Origin of the sequence: Allorhodopirellula solitaria (assembly GCF_007859855.1) — a bacterium.
GTDB lineage: Bacteria > Planctomycetota > Planctomycetia > Pirellulales > Pirellulaceae > Rhodopirellula > Rhodopirellula solitaria.
This window is the reverse complement of record NZ_SJPK01000032.1, coordinates 1-26,659: the sequence shown is the minus strand read 5'-3', so window position 1 is coordinate 26,659 and position 26,659 is coordinate 1. Positions and strand designations below refer to the sequence as shown.

Here is a 26,659-nt window from a genome sequence, read left to right as displayed (position 1 = left end):
AGCGAACGGATGAAGCTGTCGGGGATGCGTTGGAAGAAGGAAGGCGGTCAACAAACGATGACACTTCGTTGTCTGCTGCTCAGTGGAGTGTGGGATGCTGTCTATGAGAACTGGCTCCAGTCAAAACCGACCGTCGGCGACCTTACCAATTTGGAAACAGCGTGATGCAGGACTCGTCGAGCGCACCAAGCGGATCGCACCCGAGCCATGCCTTGAAAGCCTCAGACGCACGCTTCCGTCGGATGAGCCTCTTGTCTCACAGTGTTTCCCGAAGGGTAGATCGACGATACCACCAGGTACCTCTGGGGGGCGATTTGCGGACAGGGGGGGTGAAGGCTAACTCTTGAAAACACTGGGTCTTGTGCCTTTGCCCGTCTTGGTCGAGCGAGCTCATGACGCTGTATGGACTCCATTTTCGTGTCCAATACAGCATCTCTTTTTAGGTCCGGCGGCGTGAATTTTCACAACAACTCCCGCTAAGAGCGGAATCGGCTGTTGCCTAAAAAATCAGTTTGCAAATTGCTATTCAAGCAGGGTTGCACGACTACTATGTTGACTCGCAGTCGCTCAGATTGAGTTGACTGCATTGTCTAGGCGGACATCCAATTTCCCATTCTTTGATAGGGTTGGTGCATGCCGTCTACAACAGGTTCGACGACTCTGCCTCTTGGCGTAGTTTGTACGGACGCGATAGAGCAGCTTGATTCTTTCGTCCCCAGTTCGATCGAAACGGAACGGCGGCGGAGCGATCGCCGTAGTCAGCGACAGGATGCTGGCAATCTATCTCACCGAGCTCGCGCTCGCGTCGCCATCAAGTCGGCTCCCTCGGGCTATTGGCAGATTGTACTGACAAGCATTCCGTTGTTGTTGTCAGACGCGCTCTCGATCTGTGTCGCCGCTCTTCTCGCAGCCTTTTCGGTAGGGGAACTTGCGGATGTGACTTTGCATAACGGCATGTGGATTCAGCTGATCTGCTTGGTGGGGTGCCAGGTTATTTTTGCAACGATCTTCGGGTTGTACCCCGCAACAGGCTTGAGTCCAGTGATGGAACTACGGCAAGCCGTCAGTGCTACGGCATCGGCGTTTGGGACGGTTGTGTTCCTCAATCTGTCTCTGGCAACTCTCAATGCCGGTGAAGTTTTGGTAGCGTTGGTCGGCTTCATGGTGAGCGTGGTGGCCCTTCCAATTGCTCGCCTGTCGGTCCGCCAAATATGTGCAAAGCAGCCGTGGTGGGGTGAACGCGCCGTCATTATTGGAGCGGGATCACAGGGCCGTGCGCTTTATCGTTTCTATGAACGTGCCACCCAGCGAGGGCTTCGCCCTGTTGGGATAATTGACTTGAGTGCTGCTCCGCTTCCCAATCGTGGAAGCGAGACGGATCTTCCCCATTTAGGATCAATCCGGCGTTTGGAGTGGTTGCGCCGTCGCTACCATCTTCGCTGGGCGATCGTGGCGCCGGGAGGGTGCGAACCCATCGATATGTCGGAAGTCATGTCGCGGGCGGCGAATCTTCCCAATCTACTGATTCTGCCGTCTCAGCTTCTACTGCCGAGCCTCTGGGCGAGTACACGTGAGTGTGGTGGTGTCATGGGCGTTCATCTTAGGGATCACCTTCAGAGCCCTTTAGGTCGCGTCATCAAACGCTCTCATGACGTCGTGCTAGCGACACTCGCCTTGATCGGTCTATCCCCTCTCTTCCTGGTGATCGCCGTGTGGATCAAGTGGAACTCTCCAGGGCGTGTCTTCTATGGCCACCCGCGGGTCGGCAAGGATGGAGAAATGTTTCGAGTCTGGAAGTTTCGATCGATGGTTATGAACGCAGACGCCGTGCTTGAGTCGCACCTGCAGAGCGATCCCGAGCTGCGCCGGCAATGGACGGAGGATCAGAAACTGCGTAAGGACCCCCGTATTATTCCTGGTATCGGCAACTTCATTCGTAAAACGAGTCTCGATGAGTTGCCGCAATTATGGAATGTATTAGTTGGAGAAATGAGCCTCGTTGGACCGCGTCCTATCGTCCAAGACGAGATTGCGAAATACCGTGAGTCCTACCCGCTATATCAACGTGTTCGCCCCGGGATCACGGGGCTCTGGCAGGTTTCAGGTCGCAACGATACCAGCTACAGCCAGCGTGTCCGACTGGACAGCTACTACGTCTGCAATTGGTCGATTTGGTTAGATATCTATATCCTGATCCGTACAGTGCGGACCATGATTTTCCGTGAAGGGGCATACTAGGGATAGATCATGAATGAAACCACTCTGGAAAAGTTGTCGCGTGCATCCGAAGTGAAAATCCTATGTATTGGGGACGTGATGCTGGACTGCTTTCAGCATGGCGAAGCCAAACGCATCTCGCCCGAGGCGCCCGTGCCCGTGTTTTTGCGAGGGCGTGCCGAACAGATGCTCGGTGGAGCGGCCAATGTTGCACGCAACATGCGAGCCTATGGAGCCCGGGTTTGCTTGCATGGTGTGGTCGGTGATGACGTGGAGGCGGATGCCGTTTCTAAATTGGCAGATGAATCAGAGCTTGAGCATCAAATGGTTCGTGATGGCGGCCGGCCTACCACCACGAAGATTCGATTTGTTTCTCAAGGACAGCAGTTGCTACGCTCCGATCAAGAATCCAAAGTCCCGATCGATGCTGCGTTGGAGCAGTCTCTGCTTCAGAAGTGTTTGGAGACACTTGGGCAAAGCAACGTCCTCGTTCTATCCGATTATGCCAAGGGATGTCTGACGCCCGACCTCATTTCTGCAGCCATTGCATCAGCAAACAGTAGTGGAGTGCCCGTCATGATCGATCCGAAGGGCAAGGATATATCGCGTTATCGAGGTGCATGGGTCATCACACCGAATGAATCGGAGTTCCATATTCTTTCAGGTAACGAAGAATTCGAACTTGAGAAGATGGCGGAGTCGGCGCGTTACCTCATGCAAATGCATGAGATAGCTAACATCATGATCACCCTCGGGAGTCGTGGGATTCTACTGGTGACCCCTACTGAAACCTATAGCTTTCCCACTGTTGCCAGGCAAGTCTACGACGTGTCGGGCGCAGGCGATTCGGTGGTGGCTGCACTCGCTGTGTCATTGGCATGTGGATTGTCGATGCAGCAGTCCTGCTATGTCGCCAACATGGCCGGAGGGATTGCGGTCGAAAAATCTGGGACCGCCGTGGTTTCGCTTGATGACCTTGCGGCGCGTTTGTTGAACTCTGAAGTCTCGGAGTTGGTGAGTGCCAATGTCTAGTGGTCGTGGAAATCGTAATGCACGTCGGATGGATCGTCTCGTTGGCGTTCCAATGCTGACAGGGTTGGCGACGCTGCGGTGGATGGGCCGCCGTTCACGCAGGGAATCTTGGTCTCCGCGGCGAATCTGTGTCTATTGTCCTGGCGCGAATGGTGATCTGATGCTGGTCACTTCGCTACTGCATACCCTCGCAACGCAAACAAACTGTGAGTTGCTTTTAGCTGTTTCTCCTGAAAACCGCCACGCATTGCCACTGATCCAATTTGGCCAAGCCAATGTAGTCTCTCCGATTAAGAAGCCACGGGAAGCGGCGCGTGTGCTCGCGAGTGAATCCTTCGACACGTTGATCGACACTCACCAATGGTCACGCGTCGCGGCGATGCTCGCGAACGGAAATCGAGATGTGTTTACGATTGGATTTCAAACTCCGCATCAGTTTCGACATTTCGCCCACGACGTGGCGATACCCCATTTGGCATCCAATCATGAGTTACAGAACTACCAAAGCCTTCTGCAGCCGTTCGAACTGAACACGCAACCTCTACCACCCAAGCTGTGTGTTGCTGCCGGAGAGAATGATAAGACGCGACTGTTGAGCGAACGTCCGTTTGCTGTCATTCATCCGTGGGCGGCCGGTTATCTTCACACGCTCAGACAATGGCCGTCCTCGCGTTGGGTCGCCTTGGCGCACTGGATGGTTGATCAGGGCTGGCAGGTCTATATCACCGGTGGCCCGGGGGACCAGGAAGCTTCTCTCGAGCTAGCAAAATCGTGTGCTCACTCATCCGTTCGGTCGCTCGCTGGCGAGCTCTCGCTTGCGGAAGTGGGCTGGCTGCTAACCCAATCGGAAGCTTTGGTCAGCGTCAATACTGGCATCATGCATCTCGGTTCGCTTCTCAACGCGCCAACGGTGTCGCTCAATGGCCCCACAAACCCTGATCGCTGGGGACCGACAGGTTCTCGCAGCATGAATGTAAACCCACCGTCGGGAAAAGGAGGGTATCTCCATTTGGGTTTTGAATACCCATCGCGTCCCGAAGAAATCATGTCCGAGATTGAGTTGTCCGTCGTTACCGAGGCTGTTGAGAAAGTACGAATGCCTCCATCTTCTTCCGCATCCACCCATTCTCCTGAAGATTGCTCATGCCCAGTGAACTGAGTCCCAACTTTCGAGATTATATGCAACGTGGAATGGATCTTCGCCACTCCTTTTCACCCCCGCTGCTCGATCTCATTGACGCGGCTGGACGCGCGGTGACGAGATCACTCGCTATGGGCGGCCGGGTTTACTTCTTTGGAAATGGCGGTAGTGCAGCCGATGCCCAGCATCTCGCCGCCGAGTTGTCGGGACGGTTCAAGACCGAGCGGCGGCCTTTGCCCGGTCTCGCTCTTACTACCGATTCATCGGCGGTAACAGCAATCGCGAACGACTATGGCTACGAATCCGTTTTCGAGCGGCAGCTCAGAGCGTTCGCGCAGCCCTGCGACATTGCCATCGGCATTTCGACCAGCGGCAATTCACCCAACGTCGTTCGCGGGCTCGAAGCGGCGGGGGAAATGGGCCTCGCGACCATGGCTTGGACCGCACAGGCCGGCGGACGGTGTGCCGAAATTGCTGACATCGCTATTCGAGTACCGTCGACTTCCACCGAACTGGTTCAGGAGATTCATGCGGCGATTGGTCACTACATCTGCCACCGGGTCGATGACGTATTCACTGATCGAGCTGATTCCATCCCGGTGCTCCGGGAGGTCACTGGCAAGGCAGTCAGCATGAGCGAGCTGTTGGCTCTACGAGAGTTTTGGCGTGAGGCGGGCGTGAGAATGGTATGGACCAATGGATGTTTCGATCTGCTTCATGCGGGGCATTTGCAAAGCCTGCAGTACGCTCGGGAGGCGGGTGATGTGTTGGTCGTGGGATTGAATACCGACGCGTCGATCGCCACGCTCAAAGGGCCATCGCGTCCGATCAATCGCCAAGAGAATCGGGTGAGTGTCCTGGCAGGCCTCGATGCTGTTAGCTACGTCGTATTGATGGACGAACTCGATCCCTGCTCAACGCTCGATCAGTTGCGTCCCGACTTTCACTGCAAAGGGGCGGATTATCGAGACGTCCCCGATGCGAAGATCCCAGAAAAGGCAATTGTCGAACGGCACGGCGGAAAGGTGATCTACGCACCTTTAGCAGCCGGTCTGTCCACGACCGCCATCGCCGAACAGCTCGCCGAAGGACAGTGCTCCAGTGTCTGATTGCAAAGCTGTGTTTCTTGACCGAGATGGCACGTTGATGATCGATACAGGGTATCCCTCATCAGCGGACGAAGTCGTTTTAATCGATGGTGCTGCCGAAGCGTTGCGTCGGCTGATGGCGAACGAATACCGGCTTTTCATCGTTAGCAACCAATCCGGTGTGGGCCGCGGCTACTTCACGGAAACCCAGATGTGGTCGGTACACAACCGATTGATCGAGCTATTTCAGACCGAGGGCGTCACGTTCACGGATTCGGCCTACTGCACCGACGAGCCAAGTCAGCCGGGCTCACGGCGAAAACCGTCCCCCGACATGATTCTTGGGCTCATCAATCAGTACGCCCTTTCACCCAGTCAATGCTATATGGTCGGCGACAAGTCGAGTGATGTCGCGGCGGGCTGCGCGGCAGGGTGTCGCAGTGTTTTCTACGGCGATGCTAGTCAGACGCGCACGTGGCTGCCTACGGCAGCGCCCTGTCTGTCAACAAATAACTGGCGACGAATTGCCGACGAAATCCTGTCCCGGCCGCCTCAGCCTGCGGATGCACGTTTCAGGTCGGGGAGTGCTCGCGTATGACGCAGCGTTTGCTGAATCAGTTCGCACGCTTGGATCTGGGGTTCATTGGCTCTCGGTTCTTGTTGATGTTGCCGCTCATTGCCATTGAGCGGCAAGCTGGCGATGCGGTCACAGCTGCTCAGGGCCTCCGGGAATACCAAGCGTGTATTTTTCTGAGCACGATCGCTATCTTTGGTGCTTTCGAGCACTACGTAATCGCTAAGCGCTTTCTTCCCAACTCGATTCGATATCTCGCCTCTCGATTCACTGTGATCGGGATCGTTGGCGTCATTCTCCATGCACTTCACTGGACTCATTTCTCAGCCAGCATTTGGTTGTTCATTGCAACCGTTCGTGGTGGCTCGAGCGCCAGGCTGGTTCAGTTACGGTCGATGCCATGGAAGTATTTGAGAATCGTATTGTCGACTGTCGCTTCCGTTTCCATCCTGTTTATCGATATCCGGTGGTGGCTAGTTGCCGCAATCCCGAGCGCTTTAGCAATCTTGTCGACCGCGTCTGACGTTGCTGAGGTGCATGGCCAAGACCATCCGGTCGAATTGACACGCGAGTTCAAAAGCGGCACGCCCTACTTTCTCTCTCAGTTTTTAAGCGCTTCGTTCTTTCAGGGAAGCCTGTTCGTCTATCTGATGTTGAGCGAAGGGCAAGCGTCTCTGGTGGCATCAAGAGTGTACTTCTTTGCCTTTGCGGCAGCCGCACCTGTTAGTTTAGCGGGACGAGCTGTTCTTATGCACACGAGCGAGCTCGACTCACAGTCTCGCTCAGGTTTTCTTAAAAAGGGACTGTGGATCACTACTGGCTTAGGAAGCATCGCTGCGATCTCGGTCTGGGTATTCTCAGAGCGTCTCGAAGCGTTTCTGTACGGAGAATCTCTCATCGGCGGGGCGAGTCTCGTGTTTCTGAGCATGCTGATTGTCAGCCACAATGTCTCCGCTTTCCTGGCCTCGTATATCATTTCCATCGGCAAGATCCGAGGGCAGTTGATCAGCTCCGCGGCTGGAATTTTGACTGTTGCCATCATGTTTTTGCTGCTCCATTCCTATGGCAATACTACCTACGCGTGTGCGCTGTTCTGTGGCAGCATCGTGGCACTACTGCTGCGATTCACATGTGCCATCGAATACCTTTATGCCCGACAACCCTCTTTGGAGATCACCCAGTGAGTACGGCGCAAATGACCGCGACAGATGTCAGCCCAAACTTTCTGTTTATCGGACCTGATAAAACGGGTTCGTCGTGGCTGTTTCACCTGCTGTCGGCACATCCCGAGGTGTTCATTCCACTCGCGAAGGACACCTATTTCTTCGACCGCTACTATCATTTCGGAATGTCGTGGTACCTCGACCTGTTCCGGGCAGCGACACCGGAGCAGATTTGTCGTGGCGAGATCTGTCACGACTATTTGATGTCGACCGACGCAACCGATCGTATTCATACCCATCTTCCCGAATGCAAGTTGGTAACCTGTCTACGCCATCCCGCCGAGAGGAGTTTCTCACACTGGCTGTACAAGCGTCGCGCTGGTGAGACCGATGCCTCGTTTGAGGATGCTATCGAGCAGTTCCCTGAGATTCTGCAGAACAGCTGCTATGCCGAGAATCTCAGTCGATATATGGACCGTTTCGGCAAGCGACAGGTCCTTGTTTTATTCTTTGACGATCTTCAGGAGGAGCCACGCGACTTTGCAAAACAGGTTTGTGAATTTCTTGGTCTCACCTGGCATGAGAGCCTGCCTTTTCGTGAAAGACAGAGAGCCGCCGGGGCGGCCCGCAGTCCACTGATCGCGCGGACGGCCAAGGCGGGGGCGAACCTTAGCCGACATATGGGAATGGCGAATCTGGTCGGCCGAGTCAAGCACTCCAAGTTATCACGCCTGCTGTACAAAGAATTCGATAGTACCACTAAACCACGGATGAGCGACGCCACCCGCCAGCGGCTTGCTGAATGGTTTGCTGATGATATTGATGCCACGGAGCTGCTCACCGGTCGTGATCTTTCGAGATGGCGTCAATGAGCTAATGTACTAAAAGTTTTGCTCGCACCTGCTAGGCCGTCGACACTCCAGCTTCCGCACGGGTCGCTTCTCATCGCGGTGTTCAGTTTTGGAGCGTGCCTTGTCGACTTTGTCACGCCCTCGTCTCACCTACTATTAAACGGCTATCAATCGATCATGAGAGTACTTTATGTCACGACACGGCAGTGGAACCCTGGAGATGAATTCATTCTCGCAGGATCGCGGCGCATCGTTGCTTCGGCATGGGGGCAACCAAGTGTTGAAGCAATCTACAATAAGAGCCCTCAGGTGAAGAGCCTCTTTGACCGCTTCAACCCACTGCGCAATCGGTCCATTGGCAAGCTATCGGGAGTATTCGATTCCTTTGTCAAGCTAACCGAGTTCGATAACTCTCACAGCTGGTTTCACGACCTCGAGTTTTATGACGCCGTCGTTTTTGCGGGCAGCCCTGCCTGGTTCGGCGGACGCGTAGCCGATCTCTACAAGCAGCTTAAAGATTTCCCAGGCAAGATCCTGTGCCTCGGCATCGGCACTCCCAATAAGAGAATTGAATTTAGCACCGCAGAGCTATCGGCACTAAAATCGGCGCAGATCAGCGTGCGGAACCCTGAACTAGTTGATTCCCTGCAGAAATTCGGCATTTCGAGTAGCTACCGGCCCTGCCCGGCATTGTTCGCTGCGGCGAACCAGCGGCAGGTGGAGTCGCTCGAGTCGCTGGCGATGGTGTACACAAGCGACCGAGGGCAACGCTACCAAGCGGTGTCGACTGAGCACTACCGCAAGCAGAACAGCGTTTTTCAGCAGATCCTCGATTCACGAGTCGCCGACAATACCTACATTGTCTGCAACTACATCGATGAACTCGAACGGGCACAGGCCGATTTTCCTGGCGTTGAGATTCGTTATAGCTTTGACGCCCTCAGCTACGAGAACATCCTGCATGATGCCGATTTAGTGGTGTCTAGCCGCGTGCACGGTTGCGGCTTGGCATCGTCAATGGGCATCCCAAATCTCCATCTCGGCCATGATTCAAGAAGCAGCACCGTCAACGGGTTTTTGAGCGAGCGAGCGAATGCATCAGCGCCGGTAGATTGGATCCAGGAGAACCGCTTTTCACTCAATAGGCTCTCGTCGCGTTTACGCGAGCACCGGGAGCTGGCCTTTAATAGCTATCTCGATTGGCTGGGCCATGGTGCTACTGTCGATGCGAGCCCAGAACTTGATACCGCTGTGTGCTAAGCCATGCAACATTCTATCCAGTTAGGGACGAGTCGATTTGTTGTCGCGGATATACTCTGCGGGCTGTGCTTGCTTGGCGCGGCCACGTCGTTGGTGCCGGTTTTTGTGGCACTGGCATTGGTGCTATCACTAGTGGTGTTTCTCTCCTCCATTGCCCTGGGGATGTCACGGCTGACTCTGTTGCTTCTTTGTGCACTGATGTACACGGCCCTCAGCGGATTGATGACTGGAGGAGTACTGCCCTCGGATTTCGCGACGGTGGAGTTCTACGCAGGCGAAGGTCGTCTTTTTCTCTACTATCTGCCGTTCTTGGCTCTCGCTTCACTGAGTGTGCCTCGCGCTCACCTGAGAACGCTGGAGCGTTTTGGCCAGATGATCATTCTGGTGACGCTGCCATTGGCGCTACTGGCGATGGTGACCGCGCAGGACGCGTTGCCGACGTTCTTGACACGTTCTCATCATGGGCCCGGTGGTGTCTACGGAGTCTTGTGTTTGTTCTTCCTAGTTCAGACTGCGGCTACCCGGCGGTGGATGCCAGGCGTTTGGGCGATACTCGCGCTGCTGCCTGTGGTTGCGGCATCTTCACGCACCGCAATCGTGGCGATAGCGGCGAGTTTCGTGTTCGTGGTTATTTACCAAAAGAACTTTTGGTTGGCGACACGTCTGGCAGTTGTAGGGATGATTCTTGCAGCGATCGCATCCTTTGTGTCGCCAACCAACGCAGAACGCATGGTTTCTGTTCTACGTCCTGAGACCTATGAGGCTGTCCGCGAACACTATCAAACGGCTCGCTGGCAGCCGGGTAATGAGTTGTCCGAGGACATGGCGCTGAGCAGCGCCGATGCTGAATGGAATGTGCTGGGGCGGGTTTCGATGAGCAAGCACGCTTTCCTTCAGTTCTTAGACAGCCCTCTAATCGGATCGGGATTTGGGCGGTTCAATGACCTGGACGCGCGAACCGGTTATCGCGGACTCTACTACATTAATACGCAGCCCTATCGGACCATTCACCATCTGACGGCACACAACAGCTATTTACAGTTACTGGCTGAGCTTGGTGTCATCGGGACGTCCTTGTATCTAGGTTTCTGGTGTGCGGCGTTTATACGGTTGGAGCGTGCTAAACGTATGCGAGGCCCGCAAGGGCGCGAGCACCGATGGTTCTATTTGGCTTGCCAGTCCATTATTGTTTTCCTTTTCGCCAGTGGTTTTGTTTCGCATTCGCTTGCAGCGCCAGCATTTGGATTGCCGGCTGCAGCGACAGTTGGGTATGCAATCGCCATGACGAATGATCGATCATCCGAAGTAAGAGGACGCAGGATATCTTACCAAGCCGGTTCCCAGACAAGCTTGCGAGCGAGACGCGAAGAAACGGTGGTGGAACTGCTCGAGGAAGCGGAGTCAGATCCGGTCGAAGTCAACGCTTGATAGGCCTGCTGGTCGTCTATGAACCTCGCTGAAAGTTGTCTGTCAATACCGCCAGTAGATAGCCGGTCTATGTGCGGTCGCTTAAGTGGCTCCATCAGTACTTGACTGCGCGAAGCACCGAAGCCTGCTGAGATGCCAAGCCGCCTACCACTCCGATTTGGAAGAGCATCCAAAATGCGAAATCGTAGGCCAGGAAGACCGTTGCGAGTAAAGTCGACATCGCGAACAAGCAACTCGCCATTGCATCGATCGTATAATCGCCAACAGGATAAAAAGTAGTGGAGGCGTTGCGTCGCATCGTAATCAGTGTGGCAATCGCAGTCCCAATCACTCCGACAAATAGGGTCAGCCCCACAATTCCCAGTCGGAGTCCTACGTTGATGAATGAATTGTCTACTACTCGAAGCCGGTGCCGGACTTCCGGATCGGTGGGCAGGCCGGGGACATTGGGTGGGAATCCAGTGGTCGCTGCGGTCCCGTATCCCATCAAGCCTCCACGCAGAACAATCGGACCATAGATTCGATTCACGAAGACGCGGTTTCGTGACCCGCTGTACAATTCAGGCTGGTCATCGATCACCACAACCTGTCGTCGACTGTTCTTCCGTTCCGTGGAATCGATCAAGGCAAGTGCCGAGGTCCAGTACATACTAACGAGGACGCATCCTACGAGAACGGAACAGAGCAGCACCGCGCGCATGAAAACGGACCGAAGGCCAACAAAGAAGCTGCTAGCGATAACGAGACCTATCAATGGGCCACGCGATACCGTAGAGAGAATTCCCGCGATGATGGTGATTCCGCTCCAAAGCATTGCGGGAACTCTACTCGCGTTGGAGCGAAGTGCTTCGATGTTTGCAATGAACCAGGGGGGCATGCAAATCATGAGTAAGCCGAGGAAAATAGGGTGCCGTGTCGGACCAGTCGCACGATAGAGCAGGCCGTATCTCTTTCCCGTTGGACGCAGGACTTTGTCGTCCACTGGGACCAGGTATTGGTCCCAAACGTTGGTTGAGGTAAAAGCCTCGAAAACGGCTCCGGCAGCGATCGCGGTCACGACACCGCAAAACCAGGGGGACAATGCCGAAAGCGAACCCCGGTGCAGGACCGCGTATCGTCCTGCAACGTAAGGCAGCACCCATTCTCCGTATGCCCTGACGCCCGTAGCGACAATTCCAGAGCTATGGTTCAAATCGACGATGACATTCCAGAGTGCCAGCGCTCCCACCGCCAAATCGAGCCCGCAAACCGGTGACCATATACTTCGGCCGGAATGAATGCAGTAGGCAATAAGCAAGACAATTGCGGTCGACGTTGCTACTGAAATTGGTAATCCAGCGATATCCAACTCGAACCAGGTACCCGACAGCATCGATATTGCCATGCCCACGCCGAGTGCTTGACTGCGTCCCCAGCGAAACCCCGCTCCTGCGGCAATGCCGCAAGACAACGCAAGCATCACTAAATGAATTGTGGTCGCCGTCAACATCGATTGCACCTGCGGGCCCGGTTGGAGGGCAATGCCCATGGAAGGGCACCCGCGAGAGAATCGGGCAGGGGCATGTCGGCCATCGAAGTGTCGTCCGTCAGCTATAGGGACTGGCAACGGGGGTTGCGAAAAGAGAACCAGCTGACACTTGGGGGCGTGCCCGACAGGCAATGCCTGTCTGTTGTTAATTTTTAGTTCTCGTTGAGCGTTCTCGCAATACTGTGGATGGGAAAAAGTCGAGAAAACCCTATCCGCGAGGGCAATTGGATACTAGAGCCATGCCTCAAAAAACCTCCCGCTGTGCTCTGCGCACGCTTCCGTCGGATGAACCGCATTTTCCTCGCTGGCGCGTCGGCTTACCACCGTGATGATGCCCCGAGCGGGGGCAAAATAGCTGTCATTGGCCGTAAGGCCCCGGGTACCGCCGCCTACCCGGCCGCTTAGGCGTCTCGGCTCATCAAATCGACAGCCCGGTAAAGGTGTCGGGTTAGGCCGCGAATCCGGCTGGTTGTGAGTCTTGGCTCACTAAGTCGACAGTCCGTTGGCCGACCGAGAGGCAGTTGCCGATGGTGTCCGTTGTTCTAAGTTGAGAACACTGCTGCTCGTGTGACGGACGCACGCAGGAACAACTTGTGGGCAGTCGGCAGCCGTCTCACCCCTTGTCGCAAGCGTCGTGTGCCCTGGAATGGCTACGGAATTTGTGGCCAATGATGGCGACTGAATCACCGGCAGTCTCGATCGGCTAACGCACGAATCGGAGGGCTAGCGGTTTCCTAAGGTTAAAAATGAGTGAACTAGGGGGGATTTAAGGACGTTTGCGCTTGATTTTCGATCGCTGCGATCTAAACTTCAGCCAATGCCATGGATAGCATATCCGTATATCGCGATATCCAGCCCTTCGCTTTCTGGCCGGAAAGGGGAGCTGAGAAACCCCCGAAAAACGGAATAGGCGCAGCGACTTGCGGGCTCCAGGATGAGCCGTTTACGCAGGGAAGCCAAAGTGAATGGGTTCGAAAGGGCCGCAGTAGTGCCAACGCCAGTCAAATGTCGATAGCCAACACTGTGTCTGCGGATCATTCCATTTTCAGGTCGTCTGTGCTGCACTTGCTTCGTTAGCATTCACTCCCCCTCTTGTAAAAGCTGGTTGAATTCTTGGCAACTCACATGAAACCCAGTGGTGAAGTTCACCACTCCGGACGGTCTGACGGTACGCCCCGGCTCAGTAAAGCGCTGATGCGGCTCTCGCCCATTTTGCGGCGATCATCCGTTCGGATACCGATCTTGATTGCCATGCACATCGGTCTGTTCGCAGCCATTTATGCATTCGCGTTCTTCGCTCGCTTCAATTTCAATGCCTCGGCGAGCAGCACACGCATCTTCTGGAGTACGCTCGGACCTGTCGTGCTGGTCAAGTTGGCGGTGTTCTACTTTGGAGCTCACTTTCATGGATGGTGGCGTTATGTCACGTTCGCAGATCTGCGTTCGCTCCTGAAAGTGACCTTGATCTCGATGCTGGCGGTAGCGTTTCTGGACTATTTTGCCATGTCGTTTCAAGGCGCGATACCGCGCCTGACGATTGTCCTCGACGCTTTGTTGACAGTGCTCGTCATCGGCGGGCTGCGGTCCACGTGGCGATTTGCCGACGAGGTCTTGGGCAATACTTTGTCGAGCCGGCGCAAGCGACCCGCAGTGTTGGTTGGGACCGATCACCATGCCGGCATGCTGGCGGCGCAGATCAATTCCAACCAATCGATGCCGTGCCGTGTTGCCGCCTTGCTGGCCAATTCAACGGTCTTTCGGCGCAAAGCGGTTCTTGGCGGTGTGCCGGTGCTTGGGCACCTCGGCGAGGTTGTGCAAGTTGCCGAAAAGATTGGAGCTGCGGACGTTTTGGTGCCCGCCGGAGTGCTCGACGGGGCTTCTTTGCGTCGATTGTCGATCCAGTGCAACGAGGCGGACTTGAATGTTCGTGTGCTACCGAGATTTGAAGACGCCATGTCCGGCACGAAAGAGATTCCACTCCGCCCGCTCAACATCGAGGATCTCTTGCGGCGTGATCCTGTTAAGCTCGACACCAAAGAAGTCGAATCGCTGTTGCAGGGCAAACGGGTTCTCGTCACTGGAGCGGGGGGGAGTATCGGCAGCGAAATCTGCCGGCAAGCGATCCGGTTCCGACCCAGCGAATTAATTTTGCTCGGTCGCGGTGAGAATCGAATCCACGCCATCTTTGGGGAGCTCAAGCCGCTGGCCGAAGAACTCGGCGTGACCCTGCATATTGAGATTGGCGACATCACCGACGAGCGTCGCATGCGCCGTCTCTATCAATCCCGATCCCCCGAGATCGTCTTCCACGCTGCGGCCCACAAACACGTGCCGCTGATGGAACTTAATCCCGGCGAGGCGGTCAAGAATAATATTCTCGGCACGAAGACGATTACGACCCTGGCCGATGAGTTCGGTGTCGACCACTTCGTCATGGTCAGTACCGACAAAGCCGTCAATCCGACCAGCATCATGGGCTGCTCGAAGCATCTCGCTGAGCGTATCGTTTACGAGTTTGCACAAACGAGTCGGACCAAGTTTGCCGTTGTCCGGTTTGGCAACGTTTTGGGCAGTGCCGGCAGTGTGATTCCGTTGTTCCAGGAACAGATTCGCAACGGCGGCCCGATCACGATTACCGACCCCCAAATGACTCGCTATTTCATGTCGATCCCCGAGGCGTCGCAGCTCGTCATTCAAGCCGCTTCGATGTGCAAAGGGGGCGAGATCTTTGTGCTCGACATGGGTGAGCCAATCAAGATTGTCCAGCTCGCCAAAGACCTCGTCGCCCTCAGCGGGCTGCCGCAGGGCAGTATCGAGTTTTCGTTCACAGGTATTCGCCCAGGCGAAAAACTCTATGAGGAACTCTACTTCGACGACGAAGCCACTGTCTCGACCACGCATGCCAAGGTGCATGCGGCCTACGCGAACGAGTTCCGCGGTTCCGACGTTCAAGCGGAGCTCAACAAGCTCATCGCGATGGCCGACGGGGAACCCGACAAGGTTCGCGCCGCGATCATCCGCTTGATCCCGTCTTATCACCAGACGGACGAATCCGCACTCACCCCAGTGCCGACACCTGCATCGGAGCACGACGATCGTCAGGTCGCCAACGTTGGCTGATACGCCGCTTAGCGCCCCGTAGCGTCGCTTCGACTACAGGCGGATCTCCAGGCCAAGCTCCCAAATGTTTTTTACCTGCCCTGGCTCAGTCCAGTGGTCTCGGGGTGAAACGCAAAAACGGGTACCAAGGGGAAACGTTCCCGATCGGGTATCGGCTGGCGCGTCACCCGTAAGGAGCTGTGCGGTGCTTTTATGCGCTACGGAGCCAAGTTGCTTGAATGGATCCGCCGCCAGGGGTGGTTGCCGTTTGCCTCCCCCTCTCTTGCCAGCAACGGCGGAGAGTCCATTGTTTACCTCGATGCCCCTAGAATCATCCCAGCTCTCCTAACCTGCCTTCGCCGGAACAAATGCCAGTCTTTCAGCTCAACGTCGCTCCTCAGTGGTGCAGTTAGCTAGTAGACTTTCGCTCATCGGCATAGGTTGCCCCACACCTTTTCCCCGAATCTTCGATCTCCTTATGTCAAACAACATCACTCCCGTGGCCGAGTCAGAGAACTCGAAAGCACCTGCTCTCACTCATCCCTCCGTGGACCTGCCTGTCGTCTGCGTCGTCGGCCTCGGTTACATCGGCTTGCCCACAGCAGCGGTGTTGGCCGACCATGGAATGCGAGTCCACGGCGTTGAGGTCAGTGAGAAGGCGCGTCAGATTATCAATTCAGGCCGGGCTCACGTCATCGAGCCGGACCTTGACGCGGTCGTTAAGACCGGCATTGATTCGGGGCGACTCGAAGCATTCGATTCCCCTGGTCCTGCCGACGTATACATGCTCTGTGTGCCGACGCCTGTCGGCAAGGAATCGGGCGCGGACCTCTCCTACATTCGTTCGGCCACGACGGCCATTTGCCCGCACTTGCAGGCCGGCAATTTGGTGATTCTCGAATCGACCAGCCCTCCCGGCACGACAGAATTGATCGCTGAGATCGTACAGGCCGAGACCGGCCTGAGCTCGGAGCAGGTTCACTTCGCGCACGCCCCAGAGCGTGTACTGCCAGGGCATATTTTGCGAGAGGTAATACACAACGACCGGGTCATCGGCGGTATCAATGAAGCGTCGACTGAGGCGGCGGCCAAGTTCTACTCGCTGTTTGTGCAGGGAGAGCTATTGAAATGTCACAGCCGAGTGGCGGAGACGGTGAAGTTGGTCGAGAACGCCAGTCGCGATTCTCAGATCGCCTTTGCCAACGAGCTCTCGATGCTCTGTGACGCGATGGACACCGACGTTCACAAGGTCATTGAGCTGGCTAACCACCACCCCCGCGTCAACATTCTGCAGCCCGGTTGCGGCGTCGGCGGCCACTGCATCGCCGTTGACCCTTGGTTCCTGGTCCATAAAGCCGAGCAAGAGCTGGGGATGAACCTCCCCATGATCCGCACTGCCAGGGAGGTAAACCTCAGTAAAACCCAGTGGGTGGTTAGGAGAATCATTGAAGAAGCTGCAAAATTTGAAAACCCTGTGGTGGCGTGCATGGGAGCAGCGTATAAACCAGATGTGGATGATTTGCGTGAGAGTCCGGCGTTGGAAATCGCGGCCATGCTTCGTGACGCTAGTGCTATGAAAGTACTGCTTGTAGAGCCTCATTCAAGCGAAATCGAAGGGCATTGCCTGTCTAGCGTTAATGCTGCAGTCGAATCCGCGAATATTTTCGCGTTTCTTGTCAACCACTCTTGCTTCCGTGACATTGACGCAAAGCAACTCGCAGGATCTAGGGTGCTTGACTTTTGCAACTTTTTAAGCGATTGAACTAAGGCATATAGAGACACCCAGAACAGTAGCAGTACTCTCGGCAATCCGCTGCATAGCCTTGACCGACAAATCCGTAAGAAATTTCCATTTGCTGGATGCTATCCATCAGTGGAGGTCAACCGCCTCAAGAGTGGTGCCACTGACTCAACAGGCGAACTAAACTGCCGCTATGTATGGCAATATGCTACGAGTCCGCACGCGCAAACTTGATACCTTCAGCAACTACCCCTCCGGCTCGTCCAGGTTCGTTAGCCGCTCTACGTCACGACGATGCGACGTCTGTCATCAAATACACTTTTGAGCAAATGCGACAGAAGGAAGCAAAGCCTCTCACAAAGACTGTCGACCCCAACGCGCTGCAGCCGACTACAACCACGCGATCTGACATGCGAATTAAAGAAAATAGCGTTGTTCACGCCATGCTAATATTCAACGCTATTGCTATAGTACTGTTCTGTATGCTTCCCGGTCTGCAGATCCTAAAGTGGATGTGGCTCGCATTTTGTCTCCAAGGTATTTTCTCATTCGCGCTAATATGCAATTTGCCGCATTCGAGTTGGGCGATGCTCCTCGCACCATCATCGCTTGCGGTAACCTATCTATCAATCAGTTTTGGACTGGGAGCCTTCGCGCTGCGATCGGATGTCGCGACCACCTTGAGAGACACGCGTGCTGGCGTTGGGTTTTGGTACAGCTTGAGCAGCAGCGCCCCTACTATCGCAGGCGTTCTCCTCGGATCAATCTATTTGATTACACTCTCCTTTATAGCGAACTGGAGGTCGAAGGGACGTGACATGCTATCGCAAGGTCTTCCAGGAATGCCTTCCAGGTCAACGTTCATTGTGGTCTGCATTGCCGTCGCGTTGCTAGTAACATTCAGCGTGTTTCCGCTGAACCTGTCTGTACTAGGGGCAAGCGACGACATTTCGTATCCAGTGCGTCTGCTTTGCTGCATTGCCCTGTTTGCCGCATGCCAGAACAGGAGGCCTTTGGTTCGTTACGCAGTATACCTGGCCGCAGCAGCGCCAATGGCAATGATGTCGTTTCACTCAAAACGAGAAGCTTTGTTTGTTGTAATAGCGGCGATTACAGTGGAGTTAATGGCCCACAACGAGCCGTTGAAAGTTAGCTTCCGGAGGATTGGCTTGGCTCTCCTTGCGGCGTCAGTAGTTTTTGTTTTCATATTGTGGGCCTCTGTCATGAGAGGCTATGGCGGGTATCATCCGACATCCGCGATTGAGGGGGTTAGGTATATTCCGCAGTACGTCCAGGAGCCGTACTTTATTGAGACCGCTACCTCAAACTTCGAGACAAACTCTACGATAAGTCACACTGCGAACTGTATTCATATGATACGTACCGGCGAACTGAAGATGCAGTGGGGGGCAACACTTTGTAAGTTTGTGTTCCTCCCGGTTCCGAGGAGGTATTTCCCAGGAAAGCCAGAGAGTATGATCGCCGTCTACACCCAGCATGTTGCAAGTAAGTTTTACGAAATCGGAGGCTCATTCCCCGTGACTCTTCCTGGAGAGCTTTATGCAAACTTCGGCATACCGGGACTGGTTCTGGTCGTGCCGTTGTTTATGGTTCTAGACTCGTTCTTTTTCTCCGCAGCCAGGAGCATAGGAGAAGACCCCTTCGGGTTTTCCGTGCTTTTGGCTGTTTATCTCGGATCATCCTCAGTTATGCTAGTGAGAGGCAGTGGGCTAGATATATATATTGTATATGCAGCAATCGCCGCAGTCCCGGCCATCGTTTTCGGTGTTGTCGCAGGGCGTCGTCTTCCCTGGCGAATCCGCATTAACTAGGTCTTGGTTGTCCCCCCCCCACACACACGCACACTGTTTTTGCTGCTTCCTTATCTAGTCCGCTGAAGCATGTGTCCAGTTGCTGATTATGATGAGAGCCAGTTTCTGACCGCGATACATGCATTCGCTCATCGTACGGCCTTCAGGGACTGGCCGCATTGAAACGGGTTTTTGATCGATGAACCAGAGAGCTTACGTCGGAGCGCAGCGTTTTCGCCAAGGCGTTGCCTCATTGGCGACCTCCAAGATACTGGCCCTGTTGCTGCAGGTGCTTGCCATACCGATAGCGGTTCGCGAACTTGGCTCCCAGCAGTACGCAACCTATATCAGCCTTGTTGCGGCGAGTCTGCTGCCATCAGTCTTCTTGCTGCGGCTGGGACCAGCCTTTGCGGCGCGGGTTGCCATGCTCTGGCGCGGCGAAGACCATAGCAAACTGTCTGCCGAAGTACAGTCCGCTGTTGTGCTGAGCCTAGGGAACGCGCTATTGGCTGCCTTGGTCAGCTTTGCGATGCTCGCAACGGTTCCGCTTGGCTGGCTTCTGGGGCCGGCGAACGAGCACGCCGCGGGGCTTCTCGCGGCCATGTCTCTTCTAAGTATTCTTGGCGGAGTGCTTATGGTCCTCGAGTCGATTCAAGTCGGACTGCACGAAACTCGTTGGCTCGGGGTACAGGCAGGTCTAGCAAACGGACTAGCAATCCTGATGCTAGTTGTTTATTTTCCTAGCCGTCCAAGTATATGGACGCTTTTTATCGCACTTCAGGTCATTCCATTTACCTGCCGCCTCGCCAATGCAGCCGCAATGGTCCTGATCCACCTGGCGATATTTTCTAGGTGGCATGTCAGGATCGGCTCTATTCAAGAACTATCTGGGCCTGCATTCCGATATACCATTGTGGCTGGGCTTGGAAGCTACATGGGACTTCAACTCCCTATTCTGCTAGTAAGCTCGCTCGGCACAGAGACAATGTCAGCAGCTTTCGCAATTGCCATGCAGATCTCAATGCAGTTCATCCGTGGCTTCGGTGTAGTCCTCGGTCCATTGGTGCCCGCGGTCTCTGATATGATTGCAGAGAACCGCTATGCAAGCATCAGCACGCGATACAAGCAACTGCTATGGGCTTGCAATGTAGCTGGCGCAATTGGTGTGCTCTCGTGGCTTATCGCATCCATTCTGTTCTTTGAGTCGTTCGACCTTTCTCAGTTCGTGCTGTCAGGGGTATTCTTCTCAGCTGGTGTGTTCTCCTGGGGAATGATTCTCGAATCGGCGATGGCAAATTGGGTATACGCAACTGGCTCAGCTTCCGAAATAAATATGGTCTACCGCGCCATGCTTGCTCGTGCGTTCTGCGCATCACTCATCGTCCTCGCCTGCCTTTCCACTGGCTTTCCAGAAGGGTGCTTGCTATTCATGGCCCTTTCGGTATTTGTGATCAGTGCAGTCCCACTCATGCGAAATACGAAGTATGTTTTCTCAAACCTATCGACCACCTCTGCCACCGCGAGCAAAACCATTGAGTGCTAGTACGACAAGCCGCGCCTTACGCGTGCAGTTCGCCCAACCCGTTATTGGTCAACCACGTTACGCGAAGCGAATTGAGATGATCCAGGAAAATGGAATGGAAGTTGGGGTGGCAGCGTTTAAGCGAGCGTATCATTCTGGGCGGATGCCTCCGTGTAATATCGATGTGCTTGGCGAAGTCAAGAACGGAAACTACTTGCAGCGAGCCACCCCCATGCTCTTGGGTCTAAGGAAGATGCGAAGGCTCATCAAGTCTGCGGACATTGTTTACGCGTTTGGCGGCGATATGGCGTTGTTTTGCCTGCTGGCCGGCGCAGGACTTCAGAGACCTGTCGTGATTGAAGTGGGCGATGTCCGCGCGGTTCAAACCAGGCCGGGTATCCGTGGAAAGCTTTTTCGATCCTTGGATCGATATCTGACCAGCCGATGCAAGCTTCTAATCGTAACGTCACCTGCGTTCGCCAAGTACTACTATAGAGACTGGATTGGCGTTGAGACGCCTTCGCTGGCAATTGAAAACAAGGTGGACAATCAAGTTGCGTTAGCGGCAAAAAGTTCGAAGCGACTGACTAGTAGCAACGAGCGCCCTCTGAAGGACCGAGCAATGCGAATAGGCTACTTTGGCCTGCTGCGAGATAGTTGGTCGTGGGAGGTGTTGCTGGATCTGGCTCGCAGTCATCCAAGCCGATTTCACGTGCATCTGGCAGGGCTCTGTCCGACAAAGGAGCGGCTGGAGGAGATTCGTGATATGCCAAACGTTACGTACTTTGGTGAATATAGATCACCGGGAGATCTTCCTGGTCTTTACAACAATATCGATATGACGTGGGCATGCTATCCCCCAATCCGGCAAGACGACTGGAATTTTAAATGGGCGCGACCAAACAGGTTCTATGAAAGCTGCATGTTTGGTCGTCCAACATTTACTCGCGAGGGGTGCCAGGATGCGTTTGACGTTAAGCACTATCGGATTGGAAAGATTGTGCATGGTGTAGTCGCTACGGACGTGACCGAGGAGATCGCAAGCATTACATATGAGCAGTGGCAATGCTGGGCTAACGCAATGCGGCAGCTTCCTGATAACCTATATACCCTAACGACCGAGGCGTGTGAATTGAACGCAAAGCTGGTCGCAATCGGAGGAGGAGGGCGCCCCACCAACAATCGAGGGCGTCTGCGACGGTGAGCTAAACTCAGAGACTGCGTTTGCCCACGACTGGCGGACATCTGAAAAGTTTTCCACAATCCTCACAGGAGGTCTATCATGTCAGAAAAGCAGAGGAAGAAAAGACGGGCGTTCCCCGCGGAATTCACGCAGAATGCGGTCGGTCTGATTGTCAAGCAAGGCTACTTTTTCAATGGCGGTTCGGAATTGTGGCGCGCCGATGCTGGCACTTTGCGTTCTTTGCACCGAGAACTTGGGACGTCGCGGACCCCCTCGGCAGAAGGCAGCTCGCTCACCGAGTTGAAGGCCGAAAATTTTCGCCTGCGCCGAGAACTGCAACGAGTTCAAATGGCGTGTGAAATCCTAGAAGATGCAACGGCGTATTTCGCGATGGAGTCAAGGTGAAGTTCCCCTGGATCCAAGAGCACCATGGCTCCTATTTCATATCCGTGATATGCCAAGTCCTGTGGGTGAGCACGAGTGGCTTCTATGCTTGTCGCAATCGCATTCCATTCGCACCTGCAAGCACACTGATAGATCCCGAGAGTTGGCCATATGTGTCTTTGAGCAGCTCAGTCGAGTTCGCGGTTACCCAAAAAGATCGCCTAGAAACTCGTGAGACACGAAGAGCATGTAAAAGAAGCAGGGGTGAGTGTGCGGGAGTGCATCGAAAGGATTTGCAGCATATCGCACATCCCCCAGGCCGTCGGCTACTAGAAGCCCGAAGCATTCGAAGCCCTTCACGAAAGACGGAAACGAAAGAGTTCTAGCGAGCTAAGAAGGCAATATAGGGTGCCCGCCAGTCATGGGCTAAGGCCATCAGTTCATATCAAGCACACAAGGAAGCCAACCAATGATCACTGGTGAAGGTTCATTCGTAATAATGCTGTGTCTGTCGTGTGGTTTTGCGACATGGTATGGCTACAAGCACGGGAAGCAGTATGTATTAGGAGCTGGCATGGCATGCTCAATGCTAGCTGGAACGTGGTTCAAGATTAATGCACTGGGCACTGAGATCAACGTTTCGATGGCGACAGCAGTTCTGTTGCTCGTAGCGTACTGCATGCACTCATGGAGAGATCTTCTTAAGTCTATAACCCTCCTGGATGTTCTAGTTGGCGCCCTGACCATTTGGCATGTGGTTGTCGATGTCTGTCATGAGGGGGGTGTGGTGGCCGTCTCGTTGCGAGCGTATGGGCAGTGGATGCTCCCCTACGCTGCAGGGCGATACGCGTTTTCGCATCCGGGATCCCTAGCTAAGCTTTCTCCCGTCTTTGCTGCCGCGGCAGCGTCTATCGCCACCCTTGCGATATTTGAGGCAATTACGTCGATCAATATGTGGGAGACGGTGTTTGTGTCCGTCGATGACAAGGTACTGCGGATCATTGCTCAGCGTTATGGCATATTGTATCGAGCGATTGGTCCAGTTCGAAATGCGATATTCCTCGGAGTCATATTGCTTTCGATGGCCCCTTTCGCGGTCGATCTGATGATCCATAGCGGCATTTCGAAACGGCATCGTACCATGGGGGGTGTGATGCTTTTTCTGCTGGCGTTAGGGATCGTAGCGACGGTTTCCCGCGGGCCAATCCTTTGCATTCTACTCGCGTGCGCTTTTTCTTTGGCTTATATCAACCGAGTTCTGAGGTGGGTGGTGATCGCAATGGCCGTCGGGGGCGTTACTCTGGCGACATTTCAGTTTGACACGGTCGCTAACTTGCTGGAAAGCGGGGGGCAAGAGCACACTCGCAGTAGAGTCCTTGACGTCGACGGCAGTGGCGACCTAGAGCTCTACAATAACACACGCGTTCGAATGTTGATTCACAAGGTGTACTGGCCTATCGTTCTTGATGGAGGGCCTCTCGGGTATGGCACCACCGATTCATCTGGTTTTCCGCCCCGAAACATCCCTGGATTACCAACTGATCCCGCTGTGCTGGAATACTTAAAGTATGTCGACAACTCTTACATAAATGTGGGGCTGGCTCTGGGGTGGGTCGGCTTAGCTCTGTTCGTTGCATTTCTAGTTGCGGCAATTATTCAGTCGCTGACTCTCGCCCCCCTTGCGAGCACCTATTTATACCCAAGCGACAGCCGGGTCATGGTAGCCTATGCAAGTGTCTTCTTCGCCATTCTATTCGAACTCTTTACGGTCCACTGGTCCTACGATTTCAGCTTTTGGTTGCTGTTTCACGCTGGTGTGATTGCTGGCCTAGCATCACAGTGTGCGCGCGCTCGAAGGAGCGTTGTTAATTAGGCTTGTTGCGTCATCTCTTTTGGCTCTTCAGTCAAATCGGTGGGTGAAAATCGATGGTAATGGGGGGCTGACGGCGATTTGGGAGGGCGGAGAAAGCACACGCTCACAAACGGGCCGTTTTTTCACCTCGCAATCTGATCGGCCTCAACTGCATGCGCAGGCCGATCAGATCGCGAGGCAAAAAAACTCTCTCTCTCGAAAGAAATGAAAAGCACCGCGCCGGGGAAGGTAGTGTTTGCGTTGAGTCTGAAATCGAACACGAACGCAACCAACACACCGACACGATGCAGCTAAAGACTATCCTGAACCACGTCGAAAAGCAAAAGGGCTTCGTCTACACCGATGCACGTTTCAGCGACGACCAGTCCCAGATCCTGGTCACGCTGAAACCACATGCCCGCAGTCGTCCTGTTTGCAGCGGCTGCCGGAAGAAACGCCTCGGTTACGATACTCGCCCGGTACGACGCTTCGAGTTTGTTCCGCTCTGGGCCATCCCAGTGATCTTTCTCTGCGCGATGCGTCGGGTGAACTGTCCTGATTGCGGCGTGAAGGTCGAATGGCTTCCCTGGGCTGACGGGAAACATCAATCCACACACAGCTACCGAATCTTCCTGGCATCATGGGCTAAGCGGCTCAACTGGAAAGAAACCGCTGCGATCTTTGGGACGAGCTGGGACACGGTTTATCGAGCCGTTGACTGGGTGGTACGCTGGGGCTTGGTTCACCGTGAAATTGGGGAAATCGAAGCAATCGGAGTCGACGAGATCGCGTATCGACGCGGGCACAAGTGCATCACTTTGGTTTACCAAATCGACTCCTATTTTTGCCGTCTGCTCTATGTCGCCCGAGATCGAACCGAACAAAGTCTGCGTGGCTTCTTCAGCACAGTTTCAGCCTCCTCGATTGAGAGCCTGCGTTTCGTTTGCACGGACATGTGGAAGCAGTACATGAACGTGATCGCGGAGCACGCATCCGGCGCCGTTCATATCCTCGATCGTTACCACGTGATGAAGAAGTTCGGTGACAAGTTAAATCAAGTTCGCGCCGAAGAGGCTCGGCAGATGAAAGCCGGTGCTCAAGAACTCACGATGGTGCCTGCTGAAACGTCCTGAGAACTTAACAGCCAAACAGACCGTGAAGCTGAATGAACTGCTTCAGTACATTCTTCGCAGTGTGAAAGCCTATCTGATGCGAGAGGTTCTTCTCGGAATTTAGTGGCAGATAGCCGATTTTAGGACACGTTCGGAAACAACTTCGGCAATCGTGTAAACTGACTTCGTCACTTTACACGGAGGTTTTCGATGCAGAATGATTACGCGGTGGATGTGGAAGTTCAAATGCAGAATTTGTACCAGTCGCTCAGCGAGAAGGATCGACGGCGTTATGCGGCTGTCGAAGCCAGCAAGTTGGGCCATGGCGGTATCGGTTACATCGCAGACCTGTTGGGCTGTCATCCCGATACCATTGCACAAGGTAAACGCGATCTTGCAAACCTGCCTCACGATGAAGCTCAAGGACGCATCCGTAAAAAAGGGAGGGACGCCCAATTGCTAGCAAATACCAGCCAGGCGTCGTCGATGCGATCAAGGCTGAAGTCAAAACGCAAACGGCTGGATCGCCGGTCCGCAGCGGCCAAATCTGGACGAACATGGGACTGCGAGTGATCGCCTCGGCAATTGACCGACTCGGCTTTAAGCTCTCACCGGGTGTCATCGCCGACATCCTTCGAAACGATCTCAAACTGGGCCGTCGCAAGATCTCCAAAGACATTCCACTGGGGGCCAGCGAGCATCGAAACGAACAATTCGAGCGGTTGCAGCAGCTTCGCCGAGAGTACGAACGACGTGGTTGGCCGATTCTGAGCGTTGATACGAAAAAGAAGGAATTGATTGGGCAATTCGCCCGCAGTGGGCGTTCCTGGACCGATGGTTCGTTGCACGCTTTTGACCATGACTTTGGTTCCTACAGTAGTGACTCCAAAGCGATTCCCTACGGTGTTTACGATACCGTTGCCAACGAGGCGTTTGTCTATCTGGCGACGGGGGCCGATACAGGTGAACTGGCCGCCGATGCGGTGCGTCGATGGTGGCATCGCATGGGTCGGATTCGCTACGCAGGTACGGAGGGCATTTTGCTACTTGGTGACTGTGGAGGTAGCAACGGTTACCGCGTGCCTCTCTATCGTGAGCGACTGCATCGGCTCGCGATCGGGCTGGGAATTCCGATCCGTGTCGCTCACCTGCCACCGTATTGCAGCAAGTACAACCCGATCGACCACCGACTTTTCTGCCATCTGACTGCGGCGCTCAGTGGTCGCTTGGTGGAATCACTCTCATGGATGCAAATGCTGTTCTCAGAAGTGACGACACGTCGTGGTCTCAAAGTTGTCTGTGAATTGGCTCGCAAGGTGTATCAATCAGGAATCAAAGCCAATTCAGAATTTCGTAAAGATGAACCTACCCAACGTGATGCCCAGCTCGGTCAATTCAACTATGTACTGCCGAACTGAAATCCCGAAGTTGTTTCCGAACGTGTCCTTAGCTGGTTTTTGTAAACTGGTGGGATGAACAGTCTCAACGAACATTACCGTGATCTTCTTGGCCTCGATGATTCTTGGACAGTGTCCAAGGTGGACCCTCAGTTAGAGGAGAATTCGGTCGTAATCGAACTCTCTCACCGGGGCGGTCCTTTGACCTGTCCTGAGTGCCACGGTAGTTGTGGTAGAGCCGACACAGCGCCTCCGCGAACGTGGCGACATCTCGAT

General features: G+C 54.4%; 19 protein-coding genes and 1 pseudogene. 19 read left to right on the top strand and 1 reads right to left on the bottom strand.

From position 1 onward, the window contains the following. Positions 1-633: 633 nt before the first annotated feature. The 9 genes from wbaP to CA85_RS23790 all read left to right on the top strand — a co-directional run bounded on the left by wbaP (position 634) and on the right by CA85_RS23790 (position 10,754). The gene (gene wbaP / locus CA85_RS23830) at positions 634-2,238 is read left to right on the top strand and encodes an undecaprenyl-phosphate galactose phosphotransferase WbaP (RefSeq protein ID WP_146394089.1); all 1,605 of its coding nucleotides are present in this window, start codon (positions 634-636) and stop codon (positions 2,236-2,238) included. A 9-nt stretch (positions 2,239-2,247) separates the two neighbouring features. Continuing rightward, entirely contained in the window at positions 2,248-3,249 is a 1,002-nt protein-coding gene (gene rfaE1, locus CA85_RS23825; protein ID WP_146394087.1) for a D-glycero-beta-D-manno-heptose-7-phosphate kinase, read from the top strand. A 28-nt stretch (positions 3,250-3,277) separates the two neighbouring features. After that, a complete protein-coding gene (locus tag CA85_RS23820; RefSeq protein ID WP_186775187.1) occupies positions 3,278-4,408 on the top strand; it encodes a glycosyltransferase family 9 protein in 1,131 nt (376 codons plus the stop codon). After that, positions 4,393-5,499 carry an SIS domain-containing protein gene (locus CA85_RS23815; RefSeq protein ID WP_146394083.1) on the top strand — a complete coding sequence of 369 codons (1,107 nt, stop codon included), beginning with the start codon at positions 4,393-4,395 and terminating at the stop codon, positions 5,497-5,499. Before CA85_RS23820 ends, CA85_RS23815 begins: the two co-directional genes overlap by 16 nt. Next, entirely contained in the window at positions 5,492-6,076 is a 585-nt protein-coding gene (locus tag CA85_RS23810; RefSeq protein ID WP_146394081.1) for a D-glycero-alpha-D-manno-heptose-1,7-bisphosphate 7-phosphatase, read from the top strand. The genes CA85_RS23815 and CA85_RS23810 overlap by 8 nt, the downstream gene beginning before the upstream one ends. Continuing rightward, positions 6,073-7,236, top strand: coding sequence for a polysaccharide biosynthesis protein (locus CA85_RS23805; RefSeq protein WP_146394079.1), 1,164 nt, complete (start codon positions 6,073-6,075; stop codon positions 7,234-7,236). Before CA85_RS23810 ends, CA85_RS23805 begins: the two co-directional genes overlap by 4 nt. Further along, positions 7,233-8,087 carry a sulfotransferase family protein gene (locus tag CA85_RS23800; protein ID WP_186775186.1) on the top strand — a complete coding sequence of 285 codons (855 nt, stop codon included), beginning with the start codon at positions 7,233-7,235 and terminating at the stop codon, positions 8,085-8,087. Before CA85_RS23805 ends, CA85_RS23800 begins: the two co-directional genes overlap by 4 nt. Positions 8,088-8,243: 156 nt before the next feature. Further along, positions 8,244-9,326, top strand: a complete 1,083-nt coding sequence (locus CA85_RS23795; RefSeq protein ID WP_146394075.1) for a polysaccharide pyruvyl transferase family protein — start codon at positions 8,244-8,246, stop codon at positions 9,324-9,326. Between the two features lie 3 nt (positions 9,327-9,329). Further along, positions 9,330-10,754: an O-antigen ligase family protein gene (locus CA85_RS23790; RefSeq protein ID WP_146394073.1), complete on the top strand. Its 1,425-nt coding sequence runs from the start codon at positions 9,330-9,332 to the stop codon at positions 10,752-10,754. A 94-nt stretch (positions 10,755-10,848) separates the two neighbouring features. Here CA85_RS23790 and CA85_RS23785 read toward each other — a convergent pair whose 3' ends face one another. Then, positions 10,849-12,282 (bottom strand): O-antigen ligase family protein, encoded by a 1,434-nt coding sequence (locus tag CA85_RS23785; protein ID WP_146394071.1) that lies wholly within the window; start codon positions 12,280-12,282, stop codon positions 10,849-10,851. A 1,125-nt stretch (positions 12,283-13,407) separates the two neighbouring features. On the opposite strand from CA85_RS23785, the gene CA85_RS23780 reads away from it, so the two are divergent. From CA85_RS23780 to CA85_RS23730, 10 genes and pseudogenes are all read left to right on the top strand, one after another. Next, on the top strand, positions 13,408-15,402 hold the full coding sequence (locus CA85_RS23780) for a nucleoside-diphosphate sugar epimerase/dehydratase (protein WP_186775185.1): 1,995 nt from the start codon (positions 13,408-13,410) through the stop codon (positions 15,400-15,402). Positions 15,403-15,859: 457 nt separating this feature from the next. Next, positions 15,860-17,143, top strand: coding sequence for a nucleotide sugar dehydrogenase (locus CA85_RS23775; RefSeq protein ID WP_146394067.1), 1,284 nt, complete (start codon positions 15,860-15,862; stop codon positions 17,141-17,143). Between the two features lie 566 nt (positions 17,144-17,709). Then, positions 17,710-18,954 (top strand): hypothetical protein, encoded by a 1,245-nt coding sequence (locus tag CA85_RS23770; RefSeq protein WP_186775184.1) that lies wholly within the window; start codon positions 17,710-17,712, stop codon positions 18,952-18,954. A 178-nt stretch (positions 18,955-19,132) separates the two neighbouring features. Further along, positions 19,133-20,476 carry a hypothetical protein gene (locus tag CA85_RS23765; protein ID WP_146394063.1) on the top strand — a complete coding sequence of 448 codons (1,344 nt, stop codon included), beginning with the start codon at positions 19,133-19,135 and terminating at the stop codon, positions 20,474-20,476. A gap of 76 nt (positions 20,477-20,552) precedes the next feature. After that, positions 20,553-21,659, top strand: a complete 1,107-nt coding sequence (locus CA85_RS23760; protein ID WP_186775183.1) for a glycosyltransferase family protein — start codon at positions 20,553-20,555, stop codon at positions 21,657-21,659. Between the two features lie 78 nt (positions 21,660-21,737). Beyond that, the gene (locus CA85_RS25505; protein ID WP_222435524.1) at positions 21,738-22,043 is read left to right on the top strand and encodes a hypothetical protein; all 306 of its coding nucleotides are present in this window, start codon (positions 21,738-21,740) and stop codon (positions 22,041-22,043) included. A gap of 448 nt (positions 22,044-22,491) precedes the next feature. Next, positions 22,492-23,895, top strand: coding sequence for an O-antigen ligase family protein (locus CA85_RS23750; RefSeq protein WP_146394059.1), 1,404 nt, complete (start codon positions 22,492-22,494; stop codon positions 23,893-23,895). A gap of 152 nt (positions 23,896-24,047) precedes the next feature. Next, positions 24,048-25,110, top strand: a pseudogene (locus tag CA85_RS23745) (ISL3 family transposase). A gap of 86 nt (positions 25,111-25,196) precedes the next feature. Next, entirely contained in the window at positions 25,197-25,559 is a 363-nt protein-coding gene (locus tag CA85_RS23735) for a hypothetical protein (protein ID WP_246113102.1), read from the top strand. Beyond that, on the top strand, positions 25,442-26,404 hold the full coding sequence (locus tag CA85_RS23730) for an ISAzo13 family transposase (RefSeq protein WP_146394052.1): 963 nt from the start codon (positions 25,442-25,444) through the stop codon (positions 26,402-26,404). The genes CA85_RS23735 and CA85_RS23730 overlap by 118 nt, the downstream gene beginning before the upstream one ends. The last annotated feature ends 255 nt before the right edge of the window (positions 26,405-26,659 follow it).